This is a genomic window from Elusimicrobiota bacterium (genome assembly GCA_016706425.1).
Classification (GTDB): Bacteria; Elusimicrobiota; Elusimicrobia; order FEN-1173; family FEN-1173; genus JADJJR01.
Genome location: JADJJR010000001.1, coordinates 920287 through 940046, shown reverse-complemented (window position 1 = coordinate 940046; position 19760 = coordinate 920287). Strand labels below are relative to the sequence as shown.

Annotated in this window: 16 protein-coding genes; 3 read left to right on the top strand and 13 right to left on the bottom strand. The window is 59.3% G+C overall.

The window, feature by feature from the left end; translation table 11 throughout:
• Window positions 1–319: 319 nt before the first annotated feature.
• From dnaK to IPI56_03970, 7 genes are all read right to left on the bottom strand, one after another.
• Window positions 320–2197 carry a molecular chaperone DnaK gene (gene dnaK / locus IPI56_04000; GenBank protein ID MBK7544905.1) on the bottom strand — a complete coding sequence of 626 codons (1878 nt, stop codon included), beginning with the start codon at window positions 2195–2197 and terminating at the stop codon, window positions 320–322.
• A gap of 487 nt (window positions 2198–2684) precedes the next feature.
• Window positions 2685–3233 (bottom strand): nucleotide exchange factor GrpE, encoded by a 549-nt coding sequence (locus IPI56_03995; GenBank protein ID MBK7544904.1) that lies wholly within the window; start codon window positions 3231–3233, stop codon window positions 2685–2687.
• Window positions 3226–4311, bottom strand: a complete 1086-nt coding sequence (gene hrcA / locus IPI56_03990) for a heat-inducible transcription repressor HrcA (protein ID MBK7544903.1) — start codon at window positions 4309–4311, stop codon at window positions 3226–3228. The genes IPI56_03995 and hrcA overlap by 8 nt, the downstream gene beginning before the upstream one ends.
• Window positions 4312–4398: 87 nt before the next feature.
• Window positions 4399–7047, bottom strand: a complete 2649-nt coding sequence (locus IPI56_03985) for an SIR2 family protein (GenBank protein ID MBK7544902.1) — start codon at window positions 7045–7047, stop codon at window positions 4399–4401.
• A gap of 90 nt (window positions 7048–7137) precedes the next feature.
• Window positions 7138–8133, bottom strand: coding sequence for a transposase (locus tag IPI56_03980; GenBank protein ID MBK7544901.1), 996 nt, complete (start codon window positions 8131–8133; stop codon window positions 7138–7140).
• A gap of 66 nt (window positions 8134–8199) precedes the next feature.
• Window positions 8200–9195 (bottom strand): transposase, encoded by a 996-nt coding sequence (locus tag IPI56_03975; protein MBK7544900.1) that lies wholly within the window; start codon window positions 9193–9195, stop codon window positions 8200–8202.
• 173 nt (window positions 9196–9368) lie between these two features.
• Window positions 9369–9914 carry a hypothetical protein gene (locus tag IPI56_03970; GenBank protein ID MBK7544899.1) on the bottom strand — a complete coding sequence of 182 codons (546 nt, stop codon included), beginning with the start codon at window positions 9912–9914 and terminating at the stop codon, window positions 9369–9371.
• A 128-nt stretch (window positions 9915–10042) separates the two neighbouring features.
• Here IPI56_03970 and IPI56_03965 point away from each other — a divergent pair, with 128 nt between their 5' ends.
• Together IPI56_03965 and IPI56_03960 are read left to right on the top strand one after the other, a co-directional pair.
• A complete protein-coding gene (locus IPI56_03965; protein ID MBK7544898.1) occupies window positions 10043–10561 on the top strand; it encodes a hypothetical protein in 519 nt (172 codons plus the stop codon).
• Window positions 10561–11229 (top strand): hypothetical protein, encoded by a 669-nt coding sequence (locus IPI56_03960; GenBank protein ID MBK7544897.1) that lies wholly within the window; start codon window positions 10561–10563, stop codon window positions 11227–11229. Before IPI56_03965 ends, IPI56_03960 begins: the two co-directional genes overlap by 1 nt.
• Before the next feature lie 88 nt (window positions 11230–11317).
• Here the strand turns inward: IPI56_03960 and IPI56_03955 are convergent, their stop codons facing one another.
• The 3 genes from IPI56_03955 to IPI56_03945 form a co-directional block, all read right to left on the bottom strand.
• A complete protein-coding gene (locus IPI56_03955) occupies window positions 11318–11635 on the bottom strand; it encodes a hypothetical protein (GenBank protein MBK7544896.1) in 318 nt (105 codons plus the stop codon).
• A gap of 106 nt (window positions 11636–11741) precedes the next feature.
• A complete protein-coding gene (locus IPI56_03950; GenBank protein ID MBK7544895.1) occupies window positions 11742–13040 on the bottom strand; it encodes a hypothetical protein in 1299 nt (432 codons plus the stop codon).
• A gap of 96 nt (window positions 13041–13136) precedes the next feature.
• The gene (locus tag IPI56_03945; GenBank protein MBK7544894.1) at window positions 13137–14546 is read right to left on the bottom strand and encodes a hypothetical protein; all 1410 of its coding nucleotides are present in this window, start codon (window positions 14544–14546) and stop codon (window positions 13137–13139) included.
• A gap of 277 nt (window positions 14547–14823) precedes the next feature.
• On the opposite strand from IPI56_03945, the gene IPI56_03940 reads away from it, so the two are divergent.
• Window positions 14824–15144: a hypothetical protein gene (locus tag IPI56_03940; protein ID MBK7544893.1), complete on the top strand. Its 321-nt coding sequence runs from the start codon at window positions 14824–14826 to the stop codon at window positions 15142–15144.
• Window positions 15145–15169: 25 nt separating this feature from the next.
• On the opposite strand, the gene hemW is transcribed toward IPI56_03940, so the two are convergent.
• From hemW to lepA, 3 genes are all read right to left on the bottom strand, one after another.
• Window positions 15170–16312 (bottom strand): radical SAM family heme chaperone HemW, encoded by a 1143-nt coding sequence (gene hemW / locus IPI56_03935; GenBank protein ID MBK7544892.1) that lies wholly within the window; start codon window positions 16310–16312, stop codon window positions 15170–15172.
• Between the two features lie 242 nt (window positions 16313–16554).
• Entirely contained in the window at window positions 16555–17937 is a 1383-nt protein-coding gene (gene lepB, locus IPI56_03930; protein ID MBK7544891.1) for a signal peptidase I, read from the bottom strand.
• Between the two features lie 3 nt (window positions 17938–17940).
• Window positions 17941–19752, bottom strand: a complete 1812-nt coding sequence (gene lepA / locus IPI56_03925) for an elongation factor 4 (protein MBK7544890.1) — start codon at window positions 19750–19752, stop codon at window positions 17941–17943.
• Window positions 19753–19760 lie beyond the last annotated feature (8 nt).

The window sequence follows — 19760 nt, the reverse complement described above, 5'->3', positions numbered from 1 at the left end:
CTATCTGGCGGATCTTTTGCCTTCCCATCCCCCTGGGCCGCTCATGAGCGAGGAATTTGCTCGGTCGCGGGTCGGCCGGCTTTGTCCGACCGGCCGATGGGCCTTTGAGGCCGGGAGTTAACCGGCCGCCGACAAATTCCGAGCGAATGGCCCCCGGGGGCGCGTTTTTGGGTCCAGGGCCATTTTTGCGCGTCCAAAAATGGCCCTGGCCGGGTGCGGGCCGGGCAGGCCCGCGACTTTTCAAACTTTGAATCAAAGAGCAACCAGTTGCCGCCGGGCAACCCCCGGCGAATTTGCTTAAAGATGTTGCCTTTAGAAGTTACTTCTTCCCCTCATCCACCACTTCCGCATCAACGACATTCTCGCCGCCCTTCCCCGCCCCATTGCCCGGCTCGCCGCCCGCCGCGCCCGCCTCGGGCCCGGCCTTCGCGCTCGCGGCCTTGTACACTTCCTCCGCCAGCTTGTGCGACGCCTTCAGCAGGTCTTCCTTCGCCTTGTTGATCTTCTCCGTGTCGCCGGCTTTCAGGGCCTCTTTCGCGTCCGTGAGGGCGCGCTCAATGGCCATGCGGTCGTCCTGGGACACTTTGTCGCCGTAATCCTTGAGGGCCTTTTCGGTGGAATACACCACCGCGTCCGCCTCGTTCTTGGCCTCGATGTCCGCCCTTTTCTTTTTGTCTTCCGCGGCGAACTTCTCCGCGTCCTGGATGAACTTTTCCACCTCTTCCTTCGACAGCTTGTTCTTGGCGTGGATGCTGATGTGCTGTTTTTTCTGCGTCCCCTTGTCGAGCGCGGTGACGTTCAACAGCCCGTTGGCGTCGATGTCGAAGGTGACTTCGATTTGCGGAAGGCCGCGCGGCGCGGGCGGAATGCCGTCCAGGTCGAAGTGCCCCAGGGAGGTGTTGCCCGAGGCCATTTCCCGTTCGCCCTGCAAGACGTGCACGGTGACGGCGGGCTGGTTGTCCGCCGCCGTGGAGAACACCTGCGACGCCCGCGTGGGGATGGTGGTGTTTTTCTTAATCAGCGGGGTCATGATGCCGCCCAGGGTCTCAATGCCCAGCGTGAGGGGCGTGACGTCGAGGAGCAGGACGTCTTTCACGTCCTGGCTCAACACGCCCGCCTGCACGGCCGCGCCCAGGGCCACGCACTCCATGGGGTTGACGCCCCCCTCGATCTTCCGTCCGACGAAGGATTCGACGAACTTCAAAACCACCGGCATGCGCGTCGGCCCGCCGACCATGACCACCCGGCCGATGGCCGAAGCGGACAAGCCCGCGCCCTTCAGCGCCTCTTCCATGGGGTGCCGGCACCGGTCGATGATCGGCTGGACGAGGGACTCGAGTTTCGCCCGGGTCAGTTTCATCTGCAGGTGTTTGGGGCCGGCCGCGTCCGCCGTGATGAAGGGCAGGTTGATGTCGGTCTCCAACACCGTCGACAATTCGATCTTGGACTTTTCGGCGGCTTCTTTGAACCGCTGCATGGCCATCTTGTCCTTGCGCAGGTCGATGCCGTTTTCCTTGCGGAACTCCTCGGCGATGAAGTCGATCAGCACGTTGTCCATGTCGGTGCCGCCCAGCTGGGTGTCGCCGGAGGTGGCGAGGACTTTAAAGTCGGCCGCCTTGATCTCCTTGTCGTAGCCCATCTCCATGACCGTCACGTCGAGCGTTCCGCCGCCCAGGTCGAACACCAGGATCTTTTGCGCCTGGCCGATTTTATCGAGGCCGTAGGCGAGGGAGGCCGCCGTCGGCTCGTTGACAAGCCGAACGACTTCCAACCCGGCGATCTGGCCGGCGTCTTTGGTGGCCTGGCGCTGGTTGTCGTTGAAGTAGGCCGGCACGGTGATGACGGCCTTCTCCACCTTGTCGCCCAAATAAGCTTCGGCGTCCCGCTTGATCTTCTGCAGGACGAAGGCCGACAACTGCTGGGGCGTGTACTCTTTGCCGTGGATGGGGATCTTCACATCCTGGCCCATTTTGCGCTTGAAGGCGAACACGGTGCCCTCCGGGTTCGAAACGGCCTGCCGCCGGGCCGGTTCGCCGATCAACAATTGATCGTCCTTGGTGAAGGCCACGTAGCTGGGAAAGGCTTTCCCCCCCATCGTGGTGCCCTCGGCCGATGGGATGATGACGGGCTTGCCGCCCTCCATCACCGCCGCGGCGGAGTTGGACGTTCCTAAGTCGATGCCAATGATTTTAGCCATGGTTTGTTACCTCCTAAAATTATCCTTCGTTTGTCTTTCTTGCCGTTCTTCGAATATTTCAAATCTTTTGCCTCTCCCACCCCATTGAGGCGCTTCAAGCGCGCCGTTTTCGGGGCAGCGGCCGCCGGCCTTTCTAGCGGCCTTTTTGCCTTCCCCATCCCCCTGGGCCGCCCATGAGCGAGGAATTTGCTCGGTCGCGGGTCGGCCGGCTTTGTCCGACCGGCCGATGGGCCTTTGAGGCCGGGAGTTAACCGGCCGCCGACAAATTCCGAGCGAATGGCCCCCGGGGGTCCAGGGCCATTTTTGCGCGTCCAAAAATGGCCCTGGCCGGGTGCGGGCCGGGCAGGCCCGCGACTTTTCAAACTTTGAATCAAAGAGCAACCAGTTGCCGCCGGGCAACCCCCGGCGAATCCGATTTGAGCCTTTGTCGTTCCTCGGCCGTTTCTAATTTTCTTTTGCGGATCTGGCCGGGCAGGCCCGCAAAAACTCAAACCGCCGGCGCGTCGTCCTTCGACTTCTCCACCGGCTCCACTTTCTTCTTCGAAATCTTCACCCGCGCCGGGCGGAACAACCCACCCTGAAACCGATACCCCTTCTGCAGGACAGCCAAAATTTTCCCATCTTCCCCGTCGGCGGTCTCCACCGCCTCGTGGATCTGGTGGTCGTAAGCCCCGCCCACCGCGGCGACAACTTCCTCCAGGCCCTCTTCTTTCAACAGGCGCTTAAACTCGCCGTAAAGCATGTCCAGCCCCAACACGATCGATTTGACGTCCGTGCTTTTGTGGGCCACGGCCTCGGCCTGCTCCATGACGTCCATGAGCGACACCAGCCGCAGCACGATCTCTTCTTTGCCCCAACGCCGGGCGTCGATCTTTTCCCGCTCCACCCGTTTGCGATAGTTCTCAAACTCCGCCTTCAGGCGCAACAGCTGGTCAAAATAGTCCAGGGCCTTCGCCTCGGCGGCCGCCAGCGCGTCCTCGGGGGTGGCCGCTCCGGTGGGCGCGGCCTCTTCTTTGTGTTTCGTTTCTTCAGTCATGGCGGCTCCCCAACATTCGGTTCATGGCGGTGGTCACCGCGTGAGACATCTCCTGCACCAAGCTCATCATCTTCGAATATTCCATGCGTTTGGGCCCAATGATGCCCAACACCCCCACCCGCCGGTCCCCCAACGTGTAGGTCGACGAAATCAAACTCAAATTCTTCAGGTCCGGCGACCGGTTCTCCGCCCCAATCTTCACCCGCACCCCGGGAAATTTGTCCCCGCTCTTCCCCGCGTCCAAATCCTGGCGGATCATGTCCCCCAACGCCCGCTTCTCGTCCAACAGGTTCACCAAATGTCGCAGTTCTTCCTGCCCGCTAAAGTCCGGGAGCGACAAAATATTCCCCGCCCCTTCCAAAAAGAGGTCATCCCCCTGGTCCCAGGCAAAGGCCGCGTCCGTCACCCGCCGCGCAAAGTCCAACAGGTCCATCTGCCTCTGGTGAATGGCCTCAATGTGGTCCAGCAGGGTCTCCCGCGCCCGGGCAAAGGGCTGCCCCCGCAACCGTTCGTTCAACAGCCGCGCCAAAGGCTCCAACAGCTCCCTCGGGTACGCCGCTTCAAATAGAACCTGCCTGTGCCTCACCACCCCCGTGTCGCTCACCAACACCGCCAACAGCCGCCGGGGGTCCAAGGCAATCAGCTCAATGTGTTGCAAGTGCGACTGGTCAATCCCCGGCGCCGTCACAAACCCCGTGTAGTTGGACAGCACGGAAAGGGTCTTCGACGTCGCCTGCATCAGCTCCTGCACCTCGCGGATGCGCTCCTCATGGCTCTTCCGGATGCGCTCCTCTTCTTTCAAGGCCAGCCTCTGCAATTGCACCAGGCTGTCCACGTAAAAGCGATAGGCTTTGTCCGTCGGCACCCTCCCCGCCGACGTGTGCGGGTGGGTCAAAAAGCCTTCCTTCTCCAGCTCCCCCATCACGTTCCGGATGGTCGCCGGGGACAGGTCCAAATGTTTCTGCGAGGCAATAAAGGCGGACCCCACCGGCTTCCCGGTTTTGATGTGCTGGTGAATCACCGCCTGCAGAAGCTTCCGCTTCCGCTCTTCGTGGTCGCTGGGGGATAGGGTTCTCATTGATTTTAGCACTCACTCATGCCGAGTGCTAAAAGTATAACACACACCCCGAGGGGGTGTCAAACGGGGGGGGTAAGAAAAGCTTGTTTATTTTTTTTGGCGCTTCCTAGCCCTGCGTTGTCTCTTTGCATAATCGTACCGATCTCTGCGTTGCTTTCTGAGGGCTTCTAATTCTCTTCTATCTTGGGCTGTTAGAATTTTTACTTTTCTAACTTCCTTTTCTAGATAAGACTCAACTGTTTCGACAAACAATGGTTTATCCAACTCTGGGGCATCGACAAATTTCTCTTCGATATCCTTAGTGAATTCTTCTCCCCGTATTCGTTTGAGAAAATTCAACTGTGTTTCGAACTTCATCTTTGATTGCTTAATTGGAGCAGAAAAAAACCGTTTATATTTTTCCTCATTTACGATAGGGAACCCGTGTCGGAATGCATCGATTTCTAAGAACTCCTGCCAAGAGTAACTCCTAGCTTTAGGAGAGGCAAAACAACTCAAATACCAATAAAGCGTTTGTGGGGTCCAGACAAACTTTGTTTCCTCTCCTCGAAAACGATTTAATACTGGACTCTGCGAAACGAAAACGGCTTCTTTTGTTCCACAAAATACCTCCGGCATTCTCACACCCAGACCAATTGATTCCATAATCCGAAATATTTCTGCCTCGGCTCTACATTGATCATAGTGCCGGAAAGTCCCACGCTCCTCTCGATATTGCTGAATGGCAAGAGCATTTTTTTCCGTAGACTCATTGTCTAAGATTCCTAGACTGTCTGGATCTATGCAAACAACATCTGGCAAAAACTTGCCGGGATTATTCAACAATTTGTGTGGGACAAATCGCCCAAAGATATCTTCAATATATTCTGAGAATTCCAAAACCTCTTCATCAGATCTATTTATAAATCCATCAATGAAACGGTTTTGCTTATAACCTCCATACCCCAAAGCCAATCGCAGAAATTGTGTTGTTCGTACTTTCCCGGGTTCCGCATGTTCTATTGCAAATTGAGCATGATCTAAAACCTCTTTTAATATTCTCCGGGTTGTAAATAGTTTTGCGCCAGAATTTTTTGCTAAATCGAACAGATCTTTCGCTGTTTGATGGTTAAAGCTCCCCTTTGCAAGCAACGGTATAATAACGTTAGAATCAATGAAAAAAGCAGTTTGAGATAAAATCTCACTTTGTATTTTTTTACAATCCGGATCGAGATTGAGTGCATGATAAGAAAAGTATGCTTGAGCCAAATGAGACAAAAAATTAATCTGTGTTGATTGGGGGTAAGAAAAAACTTTAACTATGTAATGAGTGAAAAAAGCTCTTTCAGTTTCTGAGCTCAACCCTTCATTAAAACTCTTTATTTTCTGGAAAATATCACTAGAACCCTTCAGATCAAAGCTCCCCCCCGCAAACAAAACACCTGCAATTTCTGCCCCTCTACAGTGAAAAATCAACTCCACACAATCTTGAACTAATTTCACAAAATGCGTTTTATTTTGGGGAGGGACATCCCCGCTTCTTTCCACATCGAGCGCTACTTGGGCAAGAAATTTCTCTTTGTCATATTTCGCTTGGCTCTTAATTTCTTCGCAGTGCCGCTTCCCTTTCTCAGTTAAAGATATTTTGTTGTCTTGCTCAATAATGATAAGTTCGGTTTCTTTAAGGCTGTTGGCTGCGATGTGTAATAGAGACCCAAAATTCGGAGTTGTAACTGTAGGTTTGAATGGAATTGTTGTAATTAGATCTTCTAGGCTAATCGCTTTCGTTATATCCAGGAGTGAAAAGAGTAAAACTGCTTTGTAACTTTCCATTTTAAAATCTATCGAACCAGGTTTTAACTGAAAAGATGTAAACAAAAACAACTGCCCAGCTTTTTGAATATTATCTGGAATTTCAGGAGGTGCCTTTTCAGTTTGAGAGCGTTCCTCAACAAAAACTTGGATTTGTTTTAGTTTTGCAATTAGATCTTTATGAGAGTTTTTAACGGTTTTGTAAGGAATAATCTCAACGTTGTATTTTAGTCTCCAGTCTTTAATTTGAAAAGTTGTTGCATCTGGAACAAACGCAAATATGGGACGACTCCCTTTTAGAACATTTGATAATTCCTCCAACATCATCTCAAAATGCGAATCACTCAATCTGTAGCCAACAAATAAAACATCAAACATATGGAATACGGATTGAAGTTTCATTCGAAAATATTCAAAACTGGAATCAACCTTTATTTTTCGGTAATCATTACTGGTCAATATTAAAGTGGGAGGACGAGAAATATCACCATGAAGCTTAACCACTACATTTCGCGTATGGCTTGCAATTATATTTAAGCTTTCGGGATCGTTGTAAAGCGAAGTGACAGCAATTCCATTTTTCTCCAGCGATTTCTTAATGAGATTGTCATAATTCGTTGTAAGGTAAAAAACGAATGGGAACGAAGCAAGGAGATCAGTTAGTTCACTATGCGAATTCACTTTTTCAAATTGCTCTCGAATAAAAGCAACAAGATTTTCCCGTCCAACACAGTCACTCACAACCTGGAAAATCTCTGGGTATTTTTTCTGTTCAATCAAGGGGGAGCACTCAGGAGCAATATTGGGATTGTCTTTGCTAAAAAAAGTAAGGACATCGGTGGCTAACTTTTCCCAGTCTGGAAATCCCGCATCTATTGATGCGCCGGCCCCAACGAAAACCACACAATTTTTACGGTTTATTGCTTCTAATAAACGTTGATCCATAGTTTTTCACCAGAGGTTATTAAACTCCAAGGCCAGGGGCCAGGGGACGTGGACGAGGGGACGCGTGGACGAGGGGACGGAGGCAACTAATCAATTAAATAAGCTCCGCCATTCGGGGTTTTCATTCAGCAGTTGTTCACCGCGTTCCCGCGCCTTGCTGGCGGCCGCAGGGGTCATGCGCGTCGCCGCGCCCAACCCCTTCACCGTCCGACCGAAGTATTCCACCCCTAAGTATATGAACGCCGATTTCGCCCGGGATACCTCCGCCCTTCGCCCCCGTGAAAAAAGGGCCCGCTCCGGAATTCCGGCCTTCTTCGCCACCGTCAACGCCATGGTTCGAAGGTCCTTCCCCTCCCGCCTTATTGTGTTTTGCGCTTCAAGCTTGTTCTCCGCTTTTTGCAAAACCTGCGCGACAAAATCCCCTTCCCCCAAAACACGAGGATCCCCTTGTTGCCGGTCCCCTTCCCTCCGCGCCTCAATCACCGCCGACAGGCCGCCCCGGCTCCGCAAAAGACCCCCGCCCACCAGTTCGGGGCGACGTCCCTGGTTCTTCCCCTCTTCCATGAACCGACGATACCGTTGAAGCGACCCAAATCGTTCCAAAACCGGCCCGGTGGCCTGCCAGGGCCTTGAAACCTTCCCCATTAAAGCGCTGTGTCCGCAGTAGGGGTATTGATCCAAATCCGAAAGCGTTTTCACCATCCCCGCGCGAACGGGGTTTAAGTGAATGTATCGAACCAGCTCCGTGAAATAGGGATCCTCTTGGCAGACAATCGACTTATACCGGTTTTGAAAGAGATACCCCGAGCGCTTGTGCCGCGCGTTGAAGGCCACCGCATACCCGGACATCAGCCGCCGCATGAAACGAGAAAGCCCCCCGGAACCGGTCCGAATCAGGAAATGGAAGTGGTTGGGCATTAGCGCCCAGGCCAAGAGTTGATTCGGGCTTTTCTCTAACGATATCTCAACGCGGGTAAGAAAATCCTCGAAATCCGATTTTTGCGGGAAAATGACACGGCGCTCCAGCCCACGGGCAATCACATGGTGCAACAACCCAGGGACGTCCAATCGGGCCTGTCGGGGCATGGTCACAAGGTATAAAAAGCCAAGCCCCTGTTCAACTTAGCAGGGCCAGGGGACGGAGGCAACTAATCAATTAAGTAGGCTCCGCCATTCGGTGTTTTCATTCAGCAATTGTTCACCGCGTTCCCGCGCCTTGCTGGCCGCCGCAGGGGTCATGCGCGTCGCCGCGCCCAACCCCTTCACCGTCCGACCGAAGTATTCCACCCCTAAGTATATGAACGCCGATTTCGCCCGGGACACCTCCGCCCTTCGACCCCGCGAAAAAATCGCCCGCTCCGGAATTCCGGCCTTCTTCGCCACCGTCAACGCCATGGTTCGAAGATCCTTCCCCTCCCGCCTTATTGTGTTTTGCGCTTCAAGCTTGTTCTCCGCTTTTTGCAAAACCTGCGCGACAAAATCCCCTTCCCCCAAAACACGAGGATCCCCTTGTGGCCGGTCCCCTTCCCTCCGCGCCTCAATCACCGCCGACAGGCCGCCCAGGCTCCGCGAAAGACCCCCGCCCAGCAGTTCGGGGCGACGTCCCTGGTTCTTCCCCTCTTCCATGAACCGACGATACCGTTGAAGCGAACCAAATCGTTCCAAAACCGGCCCGGTGGCCTGCCAGGGCCTTGAAACCTTCCCCATTAAAGCGCTGTGTCCGCAGTAGGGATATTGATCCAAATCCGAAAGCGTTTTCACCATCCCCGCGCGAACGGGGTTTAAGTGAATGTATCGAACCAGCTCCGTGAAATAAGGATCCTCTTGGCAGACAATCGACTTATACCGGTTTTGAAAGAGATACCCCGAGCGCTTGTGCCGCGCGTTGAAGGCCACCGCATACCCGGACATCAGCCGCCGCATGAAACGGGAAAGCCCCCCGGAACCGGTCCGGATCAGGAAATGGAAGTGGTTGGGCATTAGCGCCCAGGCCAAGAGTTGATTCGGGCTTTTCTCTAACGATATCTCAACGCGGGTAAGAAAATCCTCGAAATCCGATTTTTGCGGGAAAATGACGCGGCGCTCCAGCCCACGGGCAATCACATGGTGCAACAACCCAGGGGCGTCCAATCGGGCCTGTCGGGGCATGGTCACAAGGTATAAAAAGCCAAGCCCCTGTTCAACTTAGGTGATTATTTGGCTCCGTCCCTTAGATCTCCCGCGCCCGGGTTGCCACACGCTATCCCCATCGGCGGCTTCGTCTCACCGGTCATCATTCCTCCCAGGTCGGCCCTCGCCGACCCGCTGTTTTTGTTGACGGATCACCCCTTGTTCGGGGGGGGCCCCGCCCCCCACACCCGTTTCTTGATCTGGTGCCACCCCGTCGCGATGAAAATAAACAACAGCCCCGCCGTGCCCACCAAGCCCACGTACCCAAAAATGTTCCTCAGGCTCGCCTTGTAGTGAAAAGCCAGGGTCTCCGGCTGGTGAAGAAACTCCCGCGCCTTCAGGATGAGCTCCCCCTCCTTCGATGACCCGCCCGCGTGCGTGATCACCACCTCGCCCCCCGCCGTGTCAAACACCAACGAGCTCGGGTGCACGGTGATGGTCCCTCCCCGGGCACTGCTTTGCTTGGCGCTCCCCGTCCGATAGCCCACCCGCATCACATCCGACACCACTTTCGTCTTTTTGTACAGCCCCATCGCAAAAGATTCCGTCACCCGGCACGCCGGCATCTCCCCGGCGGCCCCTCGCCGGCAGTCCAGCTCCACCGCCTTCCACCCGAAGGTGAAAAACGCCGCCGGGATCCCCACAATCACCATCCACCCCACGGTGTAAAGCAAAACCTTGCCGATTTTCTGGATCACGTTTTCACCCCGCGTTGAATTCCCCAGCGCCGAATTATATGGCCATTCCACGTCCACTATATCTATTTATGTCATTTTATTTCATATCGCAATTTGCGATATACGATATTATGCATTATAATAAGATTATGAGATCCCCCAACGGCATCAAACCTCAAGACATTCTTGTCCTCCTCGAGCTGGCCGCCCACCCCCGCAAAAAATGGCGCCTTGTGGATCTCGGCGGCCTTCTGGGCCTCTCCCAGTCCGAGGTCAGCATGGCCCTCCTGCGCGCCGCCCACAGCGGCCTGCTCGACGCCAAACGCGCCGTCCTCCGTTCCGCCCTCGCGGAATTTTTAATCCACGGCCTCCGCTACGTCTTCCCCGCCCGGCCCGGCCCTCTCGCGCGGGGCGTTCCCACGGCCCACTCCGCCCCCCCGCTGTCCGCCGATATCCGCGCCGCCGCCCACGACCACTACGTCTGGCCCGACGCGTCCGGCGCCCTGCGCGGTCAGACCATCGCCCCGCTTTACCCTTCGGCCCCCGCCGCGGCACAAAAAGACCCCATCCTCCACCAATGGCTCTCCCTGGTCGACGCCCTGCGCGTCGGCCGCGCCCGCGATAAGGCCCTCGCCGAGCGCCACATCCGGCGGCGCCTGGGGGTCTGATGGAGAATTGGAAAATGTTGTCCGTGGTCGCCCGCGGTCTGGCCGGGTTCGGCCGCGACACGGCCTTCGTTGGCGGGGCCGCCGTGGCCCTGCACGTGACCGACGCCGCCGCCCCGCCGCCTCGTCCCACCGATGACGTGGACGTCGTCGTTGAGATCGTCTCCCGCCTCGACTTTCACAAAAGCGAAGAGGCGCTCCGCTCCCTGGGTTTCCGCCGTTCCGTCGCGGCGGGCGGCTCCATCTGCCGTTGGCAATACAAAGGATTGAACGTCGACATCATGCCCACCGACGCCGCCGCCCTCGGCTTCCACAACCGCTGGTACGCCGACGGCCTTCGCGCCGCCGAAGATTTCCCCCTGCCCGACGGCACGGTCGTCCGCGCCTTCTCCCTCCCCCACATGCTCGCCTCCAAGATCGAGGCCTTTCTCGGTCGGGGCCGGGGCGACTTCACGGCCAGCCACGACATTGAAGACATTTTCGCCCTGTTGGACGGGGCCCCCCGCGCGCTCGATAAAATCCGCGCCGCCGCGCCTCCCGTCCGCTCCTATTTGGTCGACCGGTTCAGCCGCTTTCTCCAGGACCCCCGCTTCGTCCAAAGCGCCGAAGGCCACCTCCCCGAACCCGGCCGGGCCGACCGCGCCCTCACCCTCCTCCGCTCCCTCCGTTAGTCTTTTTCCCCATCGGCGCACCGTGCCGTCGTTTGTTTTCACGAAGACGATGTCATCCATCGTCCCTTCCGATCGTTAGAGTCTTTGTCTAAGCGTTCGCCCTGAAATCATCCGCCCAGCCCTTAACCTCTTGCTCATTGATCTCCCGCATAATGTAACTTTGGATCTCCAGCCCAAAATGCTCCGGTTTTAAGGCCTGGTGGTTGACCCCGGTCACAATGTTCTGTCCGGAGTCGAGCTGCACGGACAAGGTCCCCAGTTTCGTTTCCAGAATGGCCTCGCTGTAGTACTTCCCGCCGACGGCCCTGCTTTTTTTTTGGACCGCTTCATACTCCTTTGGGTCGATCGGAAACCGAGGCTTTGGTTTTTTTCTTCCCAGCTTCCCGGTTCGCACCTTCGGTTTCATCGGCTCCCCCTTCGACAAGGGGCGATTTCGTCCCGCCCCCCACGATCCAGACCCGACGGACTTCCCAAATTCGACCCTTCGTCCGCCCCCGGCCTCCGTGTCGGGGTCAAAAGTCCGCCAACCCCGAGGCGAATTCCACCAAACTTTGCGACAGATAACGCGCCATCAACCGGTCAAAGCTCATCAACGGGTTGTTGGCGTCCAAAAGGGCGTCCATCGCCTTTTGGGTGTCCGGGTGGTTGTCGTCCTGGTAGGTGAGATGCCCGAACCCGCCTTTCCGATTGAAGAAATAGTAGTCGCACGATTGGCCTTTGGGAGAGAACCCTGCAAAAACAAAGATCTCCTTTTCGAACAACGCCAACGCCGTTGAATCATAAAGCTCTTTCAAAGGCCGTTCGGTGAAATGGCTCGCGATCGCCCGAGGCAAAGGCAACACGTTGTCCCCCGCCTCCTCCCGCCGATAGAACTCGGAAACAAACCGGTTCTCCACGATCTCGGCGCCTTCGCCATTTTCCTTGGGGCGCGCTTGTCGGACCGACACCAACCCGACCTTTTTGATGAACGCCGCCAAAGGCTTCGGCAAGGACACCCCATATTCCTCCCCCATTTTTTCCACTTCGGAATCCGTCGCGCGCTCGATCGCCACCGCCTTTTCGAAAACATCCGACAGCCGAACCCGAAGGGCCGGGGCCCCTTTCCCGTCATAGGCGAACACCACGTTCTCAAAGAACCCGGTGAATTTCTTCCAAGACCTTTCCGCCGCGTCGTCCGCCCCGGGCAACAGCCGTTCAAAGCGCTCTTTCGTCTCCGGGCCGCTCGCCTCGCCAAAATAATTCCGGATCACGATCTCCCCCGCCTTGGCGGGGATCGCGCTCGGTTTCGGGCTGGGCGCGGTTTTTTTTCGGGGCGGTTCCTTTCCGGCCTCCCCGGTCAACCACAGGCCGAATTCCGCGTGTTTGGCCCGCGCTGGCTCCACGATTTCCGAACCGACGCGGGGCAGGGAGAGATTTAATTTTTTCAGCCACGCCAAATAGTCCGGGTTCAAATCCTCCATGTCGTTCTTGACCGGGGGTTTATTCAAATTCGGCTTCTCGGAATAATCGTACGGCAACGCCAACAGCCTCAAGAACTCCTCCAACGTGTCGGCCAACACGGCCCCCTCCCCTTCGGGGGAAAGAAAAACCACCGGTTTTTCTTGTTCGTTCTTTTTCCAAAAAGCGTACCAAGACCCGTCCGGGGCTTTCCCGAATACTTCAAGCTGCTTTTTTATCGCGGCCGCCCGGTTTTTATCCTTGGGAAGCCACCGCTGCCACAAAGGCGCCGGCGCCTCGTGAAGGCTGAATCCGTCGTGAATCATGCCGCTGTTGTTTTTGCACCACTTCCTGAAGTCATTGATCGTCGCCATACGCCCTCCCCGTTGTCGATCCACGGAGTTTTTTTCCCGTTCCTCCGGGCCCGGCCTTCCCATGGCGGCGCCCATCAACCGCCCGAGGCCACGAAACTATTGTCCTTCCCCCATCCGCCGCGCCGTGCCGATAAGATACGCCATCGACCGTTTGGGGTTCACCGGCAATTTCTTGCCCAGTTCTTTGAGAGCCGCGTCCACCCCCGCCCGCCCATAACGGTCTTCCAGGCGGATCAGTTCCGCCACGCCCGCCACGTCCCAATCCTCGTACACCAACGCCGCCGCCCGTCGCGCCCGGGCCGTTTTTTCGGGGCCGTGTTGGGCCGTCAGTTCGGCCAGCGCCCGCTCCCGGGCATCAAAGTCGTAGAGCGCTCCCGGCGCGTACACGCTCGGCCGCTCCGGCCCCTCGGGCCCCAGGGGCCCCCGGTCCACTTCCATCAGGTCATAGCGGTGCAGTTCCGTCATTCCCTTGCTCAAGAACCACGCGCTCGCCCCATACCGCTCGGCCAGTTCCTCCATCGACACCGACCATCGCGGCCCCAGGATCGACCGCGCCGCCTCCCGCCGGGAGATCAAATAGGCGCACGTCCCCGCCAGGCTCAGCCGCCGGTCCCACCCGTGAGCCCAAAAGTCCTCCGGCACGTCCACCGCCGTCCCCGTCGTCGGCGTCACGGTCACCGTCCCGGGCTCCGGCCCTTGGCGCGCCCGCCCGTAGCGCCGCTCCAGCTTCGCCAAGGTCTTGCGGATCTGCCTCCGCCGCGCCGTCGGCGTCTGGCCGTCCAGGCCCAGGGCCCGGCCCAATTCGGCCTCGTCCATCGTCCAGGCGCCCCGCCCCCCCGCTTTGTGAAAGAGAAAGAGCGCCGCCTTCAGCGCCCGCGCGTCCCCCGTGGTGATCATTCGCCCCATGAGGCTTTTGTTGAGAAGGAATTCCTCGCCCAGCCGCAACCCGGTTTCTTCCGTCGGCGGCGCCTCGCCGGGCACGGCGCGCAAGCGCGCCGCCAATTCCCGCGCCACCTTCGGGTCCCGCACCAGCAGGTCGGCCTCCCGGTTCCGCGTCAGCGCCGCCGCCGTCCAGTTGCTGGACCCCACCACCGCCGTCTCTTCGTCCACCACCAGCGCCTTCGCGTGCGTCACCGTCGCCAGGTCGTCGTAGCGCGCCGCCACCCCCCGCTCCCGCAAATAGCGGTAGGCCGCGCCGTTCTTGCCCTCCGGCCCGCCCTCCGCCGGGTCCCCGCCCTCGTGCCCCCGGTCCAAAATCACCTCCACCGCCACGCCCCGCTTTTGCGCCCGCGCCAGAGCCTCCGCCAGTTGTGTGGCCGGTGCGTCGCCGCGCCCCCCCGCCACGCGAAAGAGATACATCCCCACCACCACCGACTTTTTGGCCCCGTCGATCTCCCGCACCGCCGTGTCCACATAGGCCCCCGGCTCCACCAACTCCACGCTCGGCGCCGCCGCGGCCCTCACCGCGCCCAGCGCCCCCGCCAAAACCCACGCCGCCCGCTTCATTGTTCCGCCTTTCCATCAATTTCCAAAACCGCCGATGTCCTTGCCCGCTCAGGGTCCGGCCCCGCGGGCATTCCCACCAAACCCCCGGCGCTCCCCCCGCGTCCGATAAAATCCTACCCCATTTTCGCCATCACCAAAATGCCGTTTTCAACGCCAACAACAGCTTGTGAGAATTAGAGTGATGAGGGGCATGGGACAAAGGGCTCCCTGTTCCCCATCCCTGACGCGAAGACGGCAACTTACTACAATCTCCCCATTCATTACTTAGGAGGATGTCATGGGCAAATTGGCGAAGGGGTTGGGCATGCTGGCGGCCGCGGCGGCCGGGGCTTATTACGTTTACAAATCGAACCCCACAGCGCGAAAGCAGGTTCGAGGGTGGATGCTGAAAATGAAGGGCGACGTGCTGACCAAGTTGGAACGGCTCAAGGGCGTGAACGAATCGGCCTACAACGCCCTGGTGGACCAGACCGCGAAGCGCTATCGAACGTTGAAGGAAGTGAACGGCGCGGAACTCAAGGGGCTCGTGGCCGACATGAAAGCGGCCTGGGCGGACATTCGCAAAGAGCTGAAATCCGTCGGGAACGGTTCGAACTAAAAATCGACCCCGCCCTTCCGCCGATCTAGGACGCCGGCTTCCCCGGCGCCAACAGTTTCACGAACAACGCGTTCGACAGCCGCCAGCCTTTTCGACTGGGGAAATAGCGCCCCCCCTCTTTGCGCAACAGGCCCTCCGCCAGGGCCTCCTCCAGCGCCGCGCCGTAAAGCCGCGCCGCCGCCGCCGAGGGCGCCACGCCCTCGGCCAGCCGCAGACCCAGCATCAAGTCCTCGCCCAGACGCTCGGCCTCCGTCAGCGCCGTCTCTTCCACCACCGGCGTCTGCCCGCCCTCCATGGCCAATAGGTACACCGACAGGTTGTCCGTGTTCGTCCGCCGCGTACGGCCGTCGTACCGGGCGGCGGACACCCCCGCCCCCAGGCAGTCCTGGTTGCGCCAGTAGCGCAGGTTGTGGCGGCATTCCCGCCCGGGCTTGGCGAAATTGGAAATCTCGTAATGCCCGAACCCGGCCGCGATCAACGCGTCGGCGGCCTCCTCGTACATGTCCGCCTGCAAGTCGTCGTCGGGCACGACGCCCGACCGGTGGAAATACGTCTCCTCCTGCACGGTCAAAGCGTAGGCCGACACGTGCTCCGGGGCAAGGTCGATCACGCGCTTGACGGTGTCCATCCAACCCGTCCGGGTCTGGCCCGGCAGGCCGTACATCAAATCGATGTTGAGGTTGCCGAACCCCACGTCCCGGGCCGCGCGATAGGCGCCGTGGAAGGTCCGCAGGTCGTGGGACCGCCCCAGGGCCTTCAACAGCGGGTCCTCGGTCGTTTGCAATCCCAAACTGAGCCGGTTGACCCCCGCGCGGCGCAGGGCTTCCAGTTTTTCAACGGTCAAGGTTTCGGGGTTGCACTCCAGGCTGGATTCAAATTCCGGGGTTTTTGAAAAACGGCGGTCCACCTCGGCCAGCAGACGCTCGATTTCCTCCCCGGACAACAGCGAAGGCGTCCCCCCCCCGACGTAAAGGGTGTCCAGGGACCGGGGATTTTCTTCCGCGCGCTGGGCGATCTCCTTGGACAGGGATTCCAAATAACGGGAGATTTCCCCCCGCCGACCCGGGTAGGCGGCGAAATCGCAAAAGCGGCACTTGACGGAACAGAAGGGGACGTGCAGGTAAAGGCCGGTGGCGGCCTGCGCCCCGGTCCCTGGCTTTGGTGACATTCTGGGAGCCCCCTTTTGACTGGATTCGAGGCGCGACGAGGGCACGATGCGGGCCCATCGTAACCGAGGAGCAACGAAGAAGCCGGGCAAAAGAGGGCTCCCCCGAAGGGGCCGGGCGCCTTTGCGCGGCGAGCGGCGTCGCTCCTCAGTCACATAGTCCCGCTATGCTTCTTCGTCTCTCCTGGTCGCCCCGCAAATTCGCCCGGCCAGAATATCGCCAAAGCCAGGGACCGGGGAGCCGATCACTTGATGAGTTTTTTCCGCGCGAGCGGCCAGTACAGAACCCAAGCGCGGCCCTTTAGGTGGGTGTCGGGCAGGGGGCCCCAGAAACGGGAATCGTAGGAATGGTCCCGGTTGTCCCCCATGACCAGATAATGGTTTTCCGGAACGCGGACCGGGCCGAAGTTGTCCCGGAACCCGAAATTCTCCCAGCGGGCCAGGCGGCCGTTTTCCCAAATCGATTGAAAAGCCGCCGTCGCCCGCAGGACGGTGAACGCGTCGTCGTAAAAGAATTGGGACTCGTCCACCCGCCGCCCGTCCAAAAAGACCTCGCGGCCTTTCACCGCCACCCGTCCGCCGCCCGCGGCCGCCCGGGTCAACCAGGGGCGCGGGTACACGTTGGGGTCGGCGATATGGGTGTAGGCTTCGTCCAGGGGCCGGCCGTTGAGGATGACTTTTTTGTCCCGCACTTCCACCACGTCGCCCGGCAAACCGATGGCGCGCTTGATGAAATCCTTCCCGTAATGGGGGCTTTGTTTGTCATCGGTGGGAAAGCGGAAAACGACGACATCGCCGCGCTTGACCGGGCGGGGACGAAGGACGCGGCGGTCCGTGTAGGGGATCCGCCAACCGTAGATGAATTTATTGACGAAAAGGTGGTCCCCCTCCAACAACGTCAGGCGCATGGAACCCGAGGGAATCTTGAACGCCTGGACCGCGAAAAACATGATCGCCGCCGCGAGGAGGATGGCCGAAAAACCCGTGTCCGCCCATTCCAAGGTTTCCCGCAACACGCCGCCCACGGCTTCCCGATCGGCGCGGGCGAAGGGCCGCCAGCCGGCCCCCACCATGTAACCCAATCCCGCGGTGACCAACACCGTCGGCCAGGAAAGCCCCGCCGGGGTCGAGCCCAGCCACAACCCGGCGCGCGCGGCCTGGGCGACCAAAAGGGCCGTGACCATCCCCCGCGCCGCCGGCGACGACACCGACGCCAGAGCGCCGCCCACGCCGGCGCCCACCACGGCCAACACCGCCGCCCACACAAGGGTTTCCCAGCGCTCGGCCCCCAGAAGGGAACCGACGGCGAAAACGAAGGCCCCCGCTTGGAGGGCCCACAGGACCGCGCTCAAAATCCGCCCGCCGTCCTGACGGGGACGGGTCCAGAGGACGCCCAGGGCGGCCCCCGCCGCCAGGCACGCCGCGCCGGGCGCCGGGGACAGGGTCGGGAGTTCCTTGTAGGAAACCAGCAAATAGCCCGCCGCGCCCCCCACGAACGCCCAAAAGGCGCCGTTGGCGAACGCCGTCAAAACGGGGCGGTCCAGCCGGGCGGGCACGGCCAGGAAGCGCTTCAGCCCGAAGGCGAAGACGCCGCTGATCATCGAGATCCAAAACAGTTTTTCTTCCATGGGTTAGTCTTCCTTCTTGTTGTCGTCGCCGCGCCGCAGAACGGCGAGGAAAGCTTCCTGGGGGATTTCGACGGCGCCGAACTGGCGCATGCGTTTTTTGCCTTCCTTCTGCTTTTCCAAAAGTTTTCGTTTGCGCGAAATGTCGCCGCCGTAGCATTTGGCCAAGACGTCCTTGCGCATGGCCCGCACGGTTTCCCGGGCGAGGATGCGCCCGCCGATGCGGGCCTGGATGGGGATTTCGAACATCTGCCGGGGGATGAGCTCCCGCAGCCGCTCGCAGATTTCCCGGCCCCGCTGGTAGGCCGCCGCCTCGGGCACGACGAAGGAAAAGGCGTCGACCTCCTCGTTGTTGATCAGGATGTCCATGCGCAAAAGTTCGCCGGGCCGGTAGCCCGCGTGGTCGTAATCGAAGGAGGCGTACCCCTTGGAGATCGATTTCAGCGCGTCGTAAAAATCCACCACGATTTCGGAAAGGGGCATTTCGTACTTCAACACGACGCGCGTGGGCGTGAGGTAGCGCATGTCCAAAAAGCGGCCGCGGCGGTCCTGGCACAACTGCATGACGCTGCCGACGAATTCCGACGGCACGACCACGGTGGCCGACACGTAGGGTTCCTCGATGGTTTTGATGTCCCCGTGGGCCGGGAACTTGGCCGGGCTGTCGTATTCCGCCGTTTGACCCGCGTGGGACGTGACCCGGTAGATCACGGTCGGGGCCGTCACCAGCAGGTCGACGTTGAATTCCCGTCGGATCCGCTCCTGGATGATGTCCATGTGCAACAGCCCCAAAAAACCGCAGCGGAAGCCGAACCCCAACGCCACCGAGCTCTCCGCCTGGAAGTTGAGGGCGGCGTCCTCCAGGTGCAGTTTTTCGATGGCCTTTTTCAAATTTTCGTAGTCGGCCTGGGCCACGGGGTAAAGCCCGGCGAAAACGAAGGGCTTCATTTCGCGGTACCCCGGGTGCGGGGACGTGGTGGGCCGGGCGTCCTCGGTGAGGGTGTCGCCCGCCTTGACCATGTGAATGTCTTTGATGCCGCAGACCGCGTAGCCGGCCTCGCCGGCGGAGAGCCGGTCGGCCGGGATGTATTTCATTTTCAGGTGGCCCACTTCCTCGACCTGGTGCACGGAACCCGTGGCCATGAACCGCACCTGCATCCCCCGCTTGAGCACGCCGTCCAACATCCGGACGTAGACGATGACCCCCCGGTAGGAATCGAATATGGAATCAAAGGCCAGGGCGGACAAGGGCTTGGCCGGGTCCCCCGAGGGGGCCGGCACCCGCTCCACAATCGCCTGGAGGATCTCGGGGACGCCCTTGCCTTCCTTGGCGCTCGCGGGGAAATAGGGCCCGTCCAGCCCGAGGGATTCCCGCAGTTGTTTCTTCACCCCCTCGGGGTCGGCGGAGGGCAAGTCGATCTTGTTGATCACGGGGATCAGCGTGAGCCCCGCGTCCAAGGCCAGTTGGGCGTTGGCGAGGGTCTGGGCCTCGACGCCCTGGCTCGCGTCCACGAGCAAAAGGGCCCCTTCGCAGGCGGCCAGGGCGCGGCTCACTTCGTAGGTGAAGTCCACGTGGCCCGGGGTGTCGATCAAGTTCAACAGATAATCCTGCCCGCCCGTGTTCCACATCATGCGCACGGCCTTGGCCTTGATGGTGATGCCCCGTTCGCGCTCCAACTCCATGCCGTCCAGGATCTGGGCGCGCATTTCCCGGCGGGGCACCGTGCCCGTTTCCTCGAGCAGGCGGTCGGCGAGCGTGCTTTTGCCGTGGTCGATGTGCGCGATGATCGAAAAATTGCGAATGCGTTGGATGTCCATCGACGGGC

Bases quoted from the DNA above. Each gene is read 5' to 3' on its own strand.
- dnaK (MBK7544905.1), bottom strand. From the start codon at position 2,197: ATGGCTAAAATCATTGGCATCGACTTAGGAACGTCCAACTCCGCCGCG.
- IPI56_03995 (MBK7544904.1), bottom strand. From the start codon at position 3,233: ATGACTGAAGAAACGAAACACAAAGAAGAGGCCGCGCCCACCGGAGCG.
- hrcA (MBK7544903.1), bottom strand. From the start codon at position 4,311: ATGAGAACCCTATCCCCCAGCGACCACGAAGAGCGGAAGCGGAAGCTT.
- IPI56_03985 (MBK7544902.1), bottom strand. From the start codon at position 7,047: ATGGATCAACGTTTATTAGAAGCAATAAACCGTAAAAATTGTGTGGTT.
- IPI56_03980 (MBK7544901.1), bottom strand. From the start codon at position 8,133: ATGCCCCGACAGGCCCGATTGGACGTCCCTGGGTTGTTGCACCATGTG.
- IPI56_03975 (MBK7544900.1), bottom strand. From the start codon at position 9,195: ATGCCCCGACAGGCCCGATTGGACGCCCCTGGGTTGTTGCACCATGTG.
- IPI56_03965 (MBK7544898.1), top strand. From the start codon at position 10,043: ATGAGATCCCCCAACGGCATCAAACCTCAAGACATTCTTGTCCTCCTC.
- IPI56_03960 (MBK7544897.1), top strand. From the start codon at position 10,561: ATGGAGAATTGGAAAATGTTGTCCGTGGTCGCCCGCGGTCTGGCCGGG.
- IPI56_03955 (MBK7544896.1), bottom strand. From the start codon at position 11,635: ATGAAACCGAAGGTGCGAACCGGGAAGCTGGGAAGAAAAAAACCAAAG.
- IPI56_03950 (MBK7544895.1), bottom strand. From the start codon at position 13,040: ATGGCGACGATCAATGACTTCAGGAAGTGGTGCAAAAACAACAGCGGC.
- IPI56_03945 (MBK7544894.1), bottom strand. From the start codon at position 14,546: ATGAAGCGGGCGGCGTGGGTTTTGGCGGGGGCGCTGGGCGCGGTGAGG.
- IPI56_03940 (MBK7544893.1), top strand. From the start codon at position 14,824: ATGGGCAAATTGGCGAAGGGGTTGGGCATGCTGGCGGCCGCGGCGGCC.
- hemW (MBK7544892.1), bottom strand. From the start codon at position 16,312: ATGTCACCAAAGCCAGGGACCGGGGCGCAGGCCGCCACCGGCCTTTAC.
- lepB (MBK7544891.1), bottom strand. From the start codon at position 17,937: ATGGAAGAAAAACTGTTTTGGATCTCGATGATCAGCGGCGTCTTCGCC.
- lepA (MBK7544890.1), bottom strand. From the start codon at position 19,752: ATGGACATCCAACGCATTCGCAATTTTTCGATCATCGCGCACATCGAC.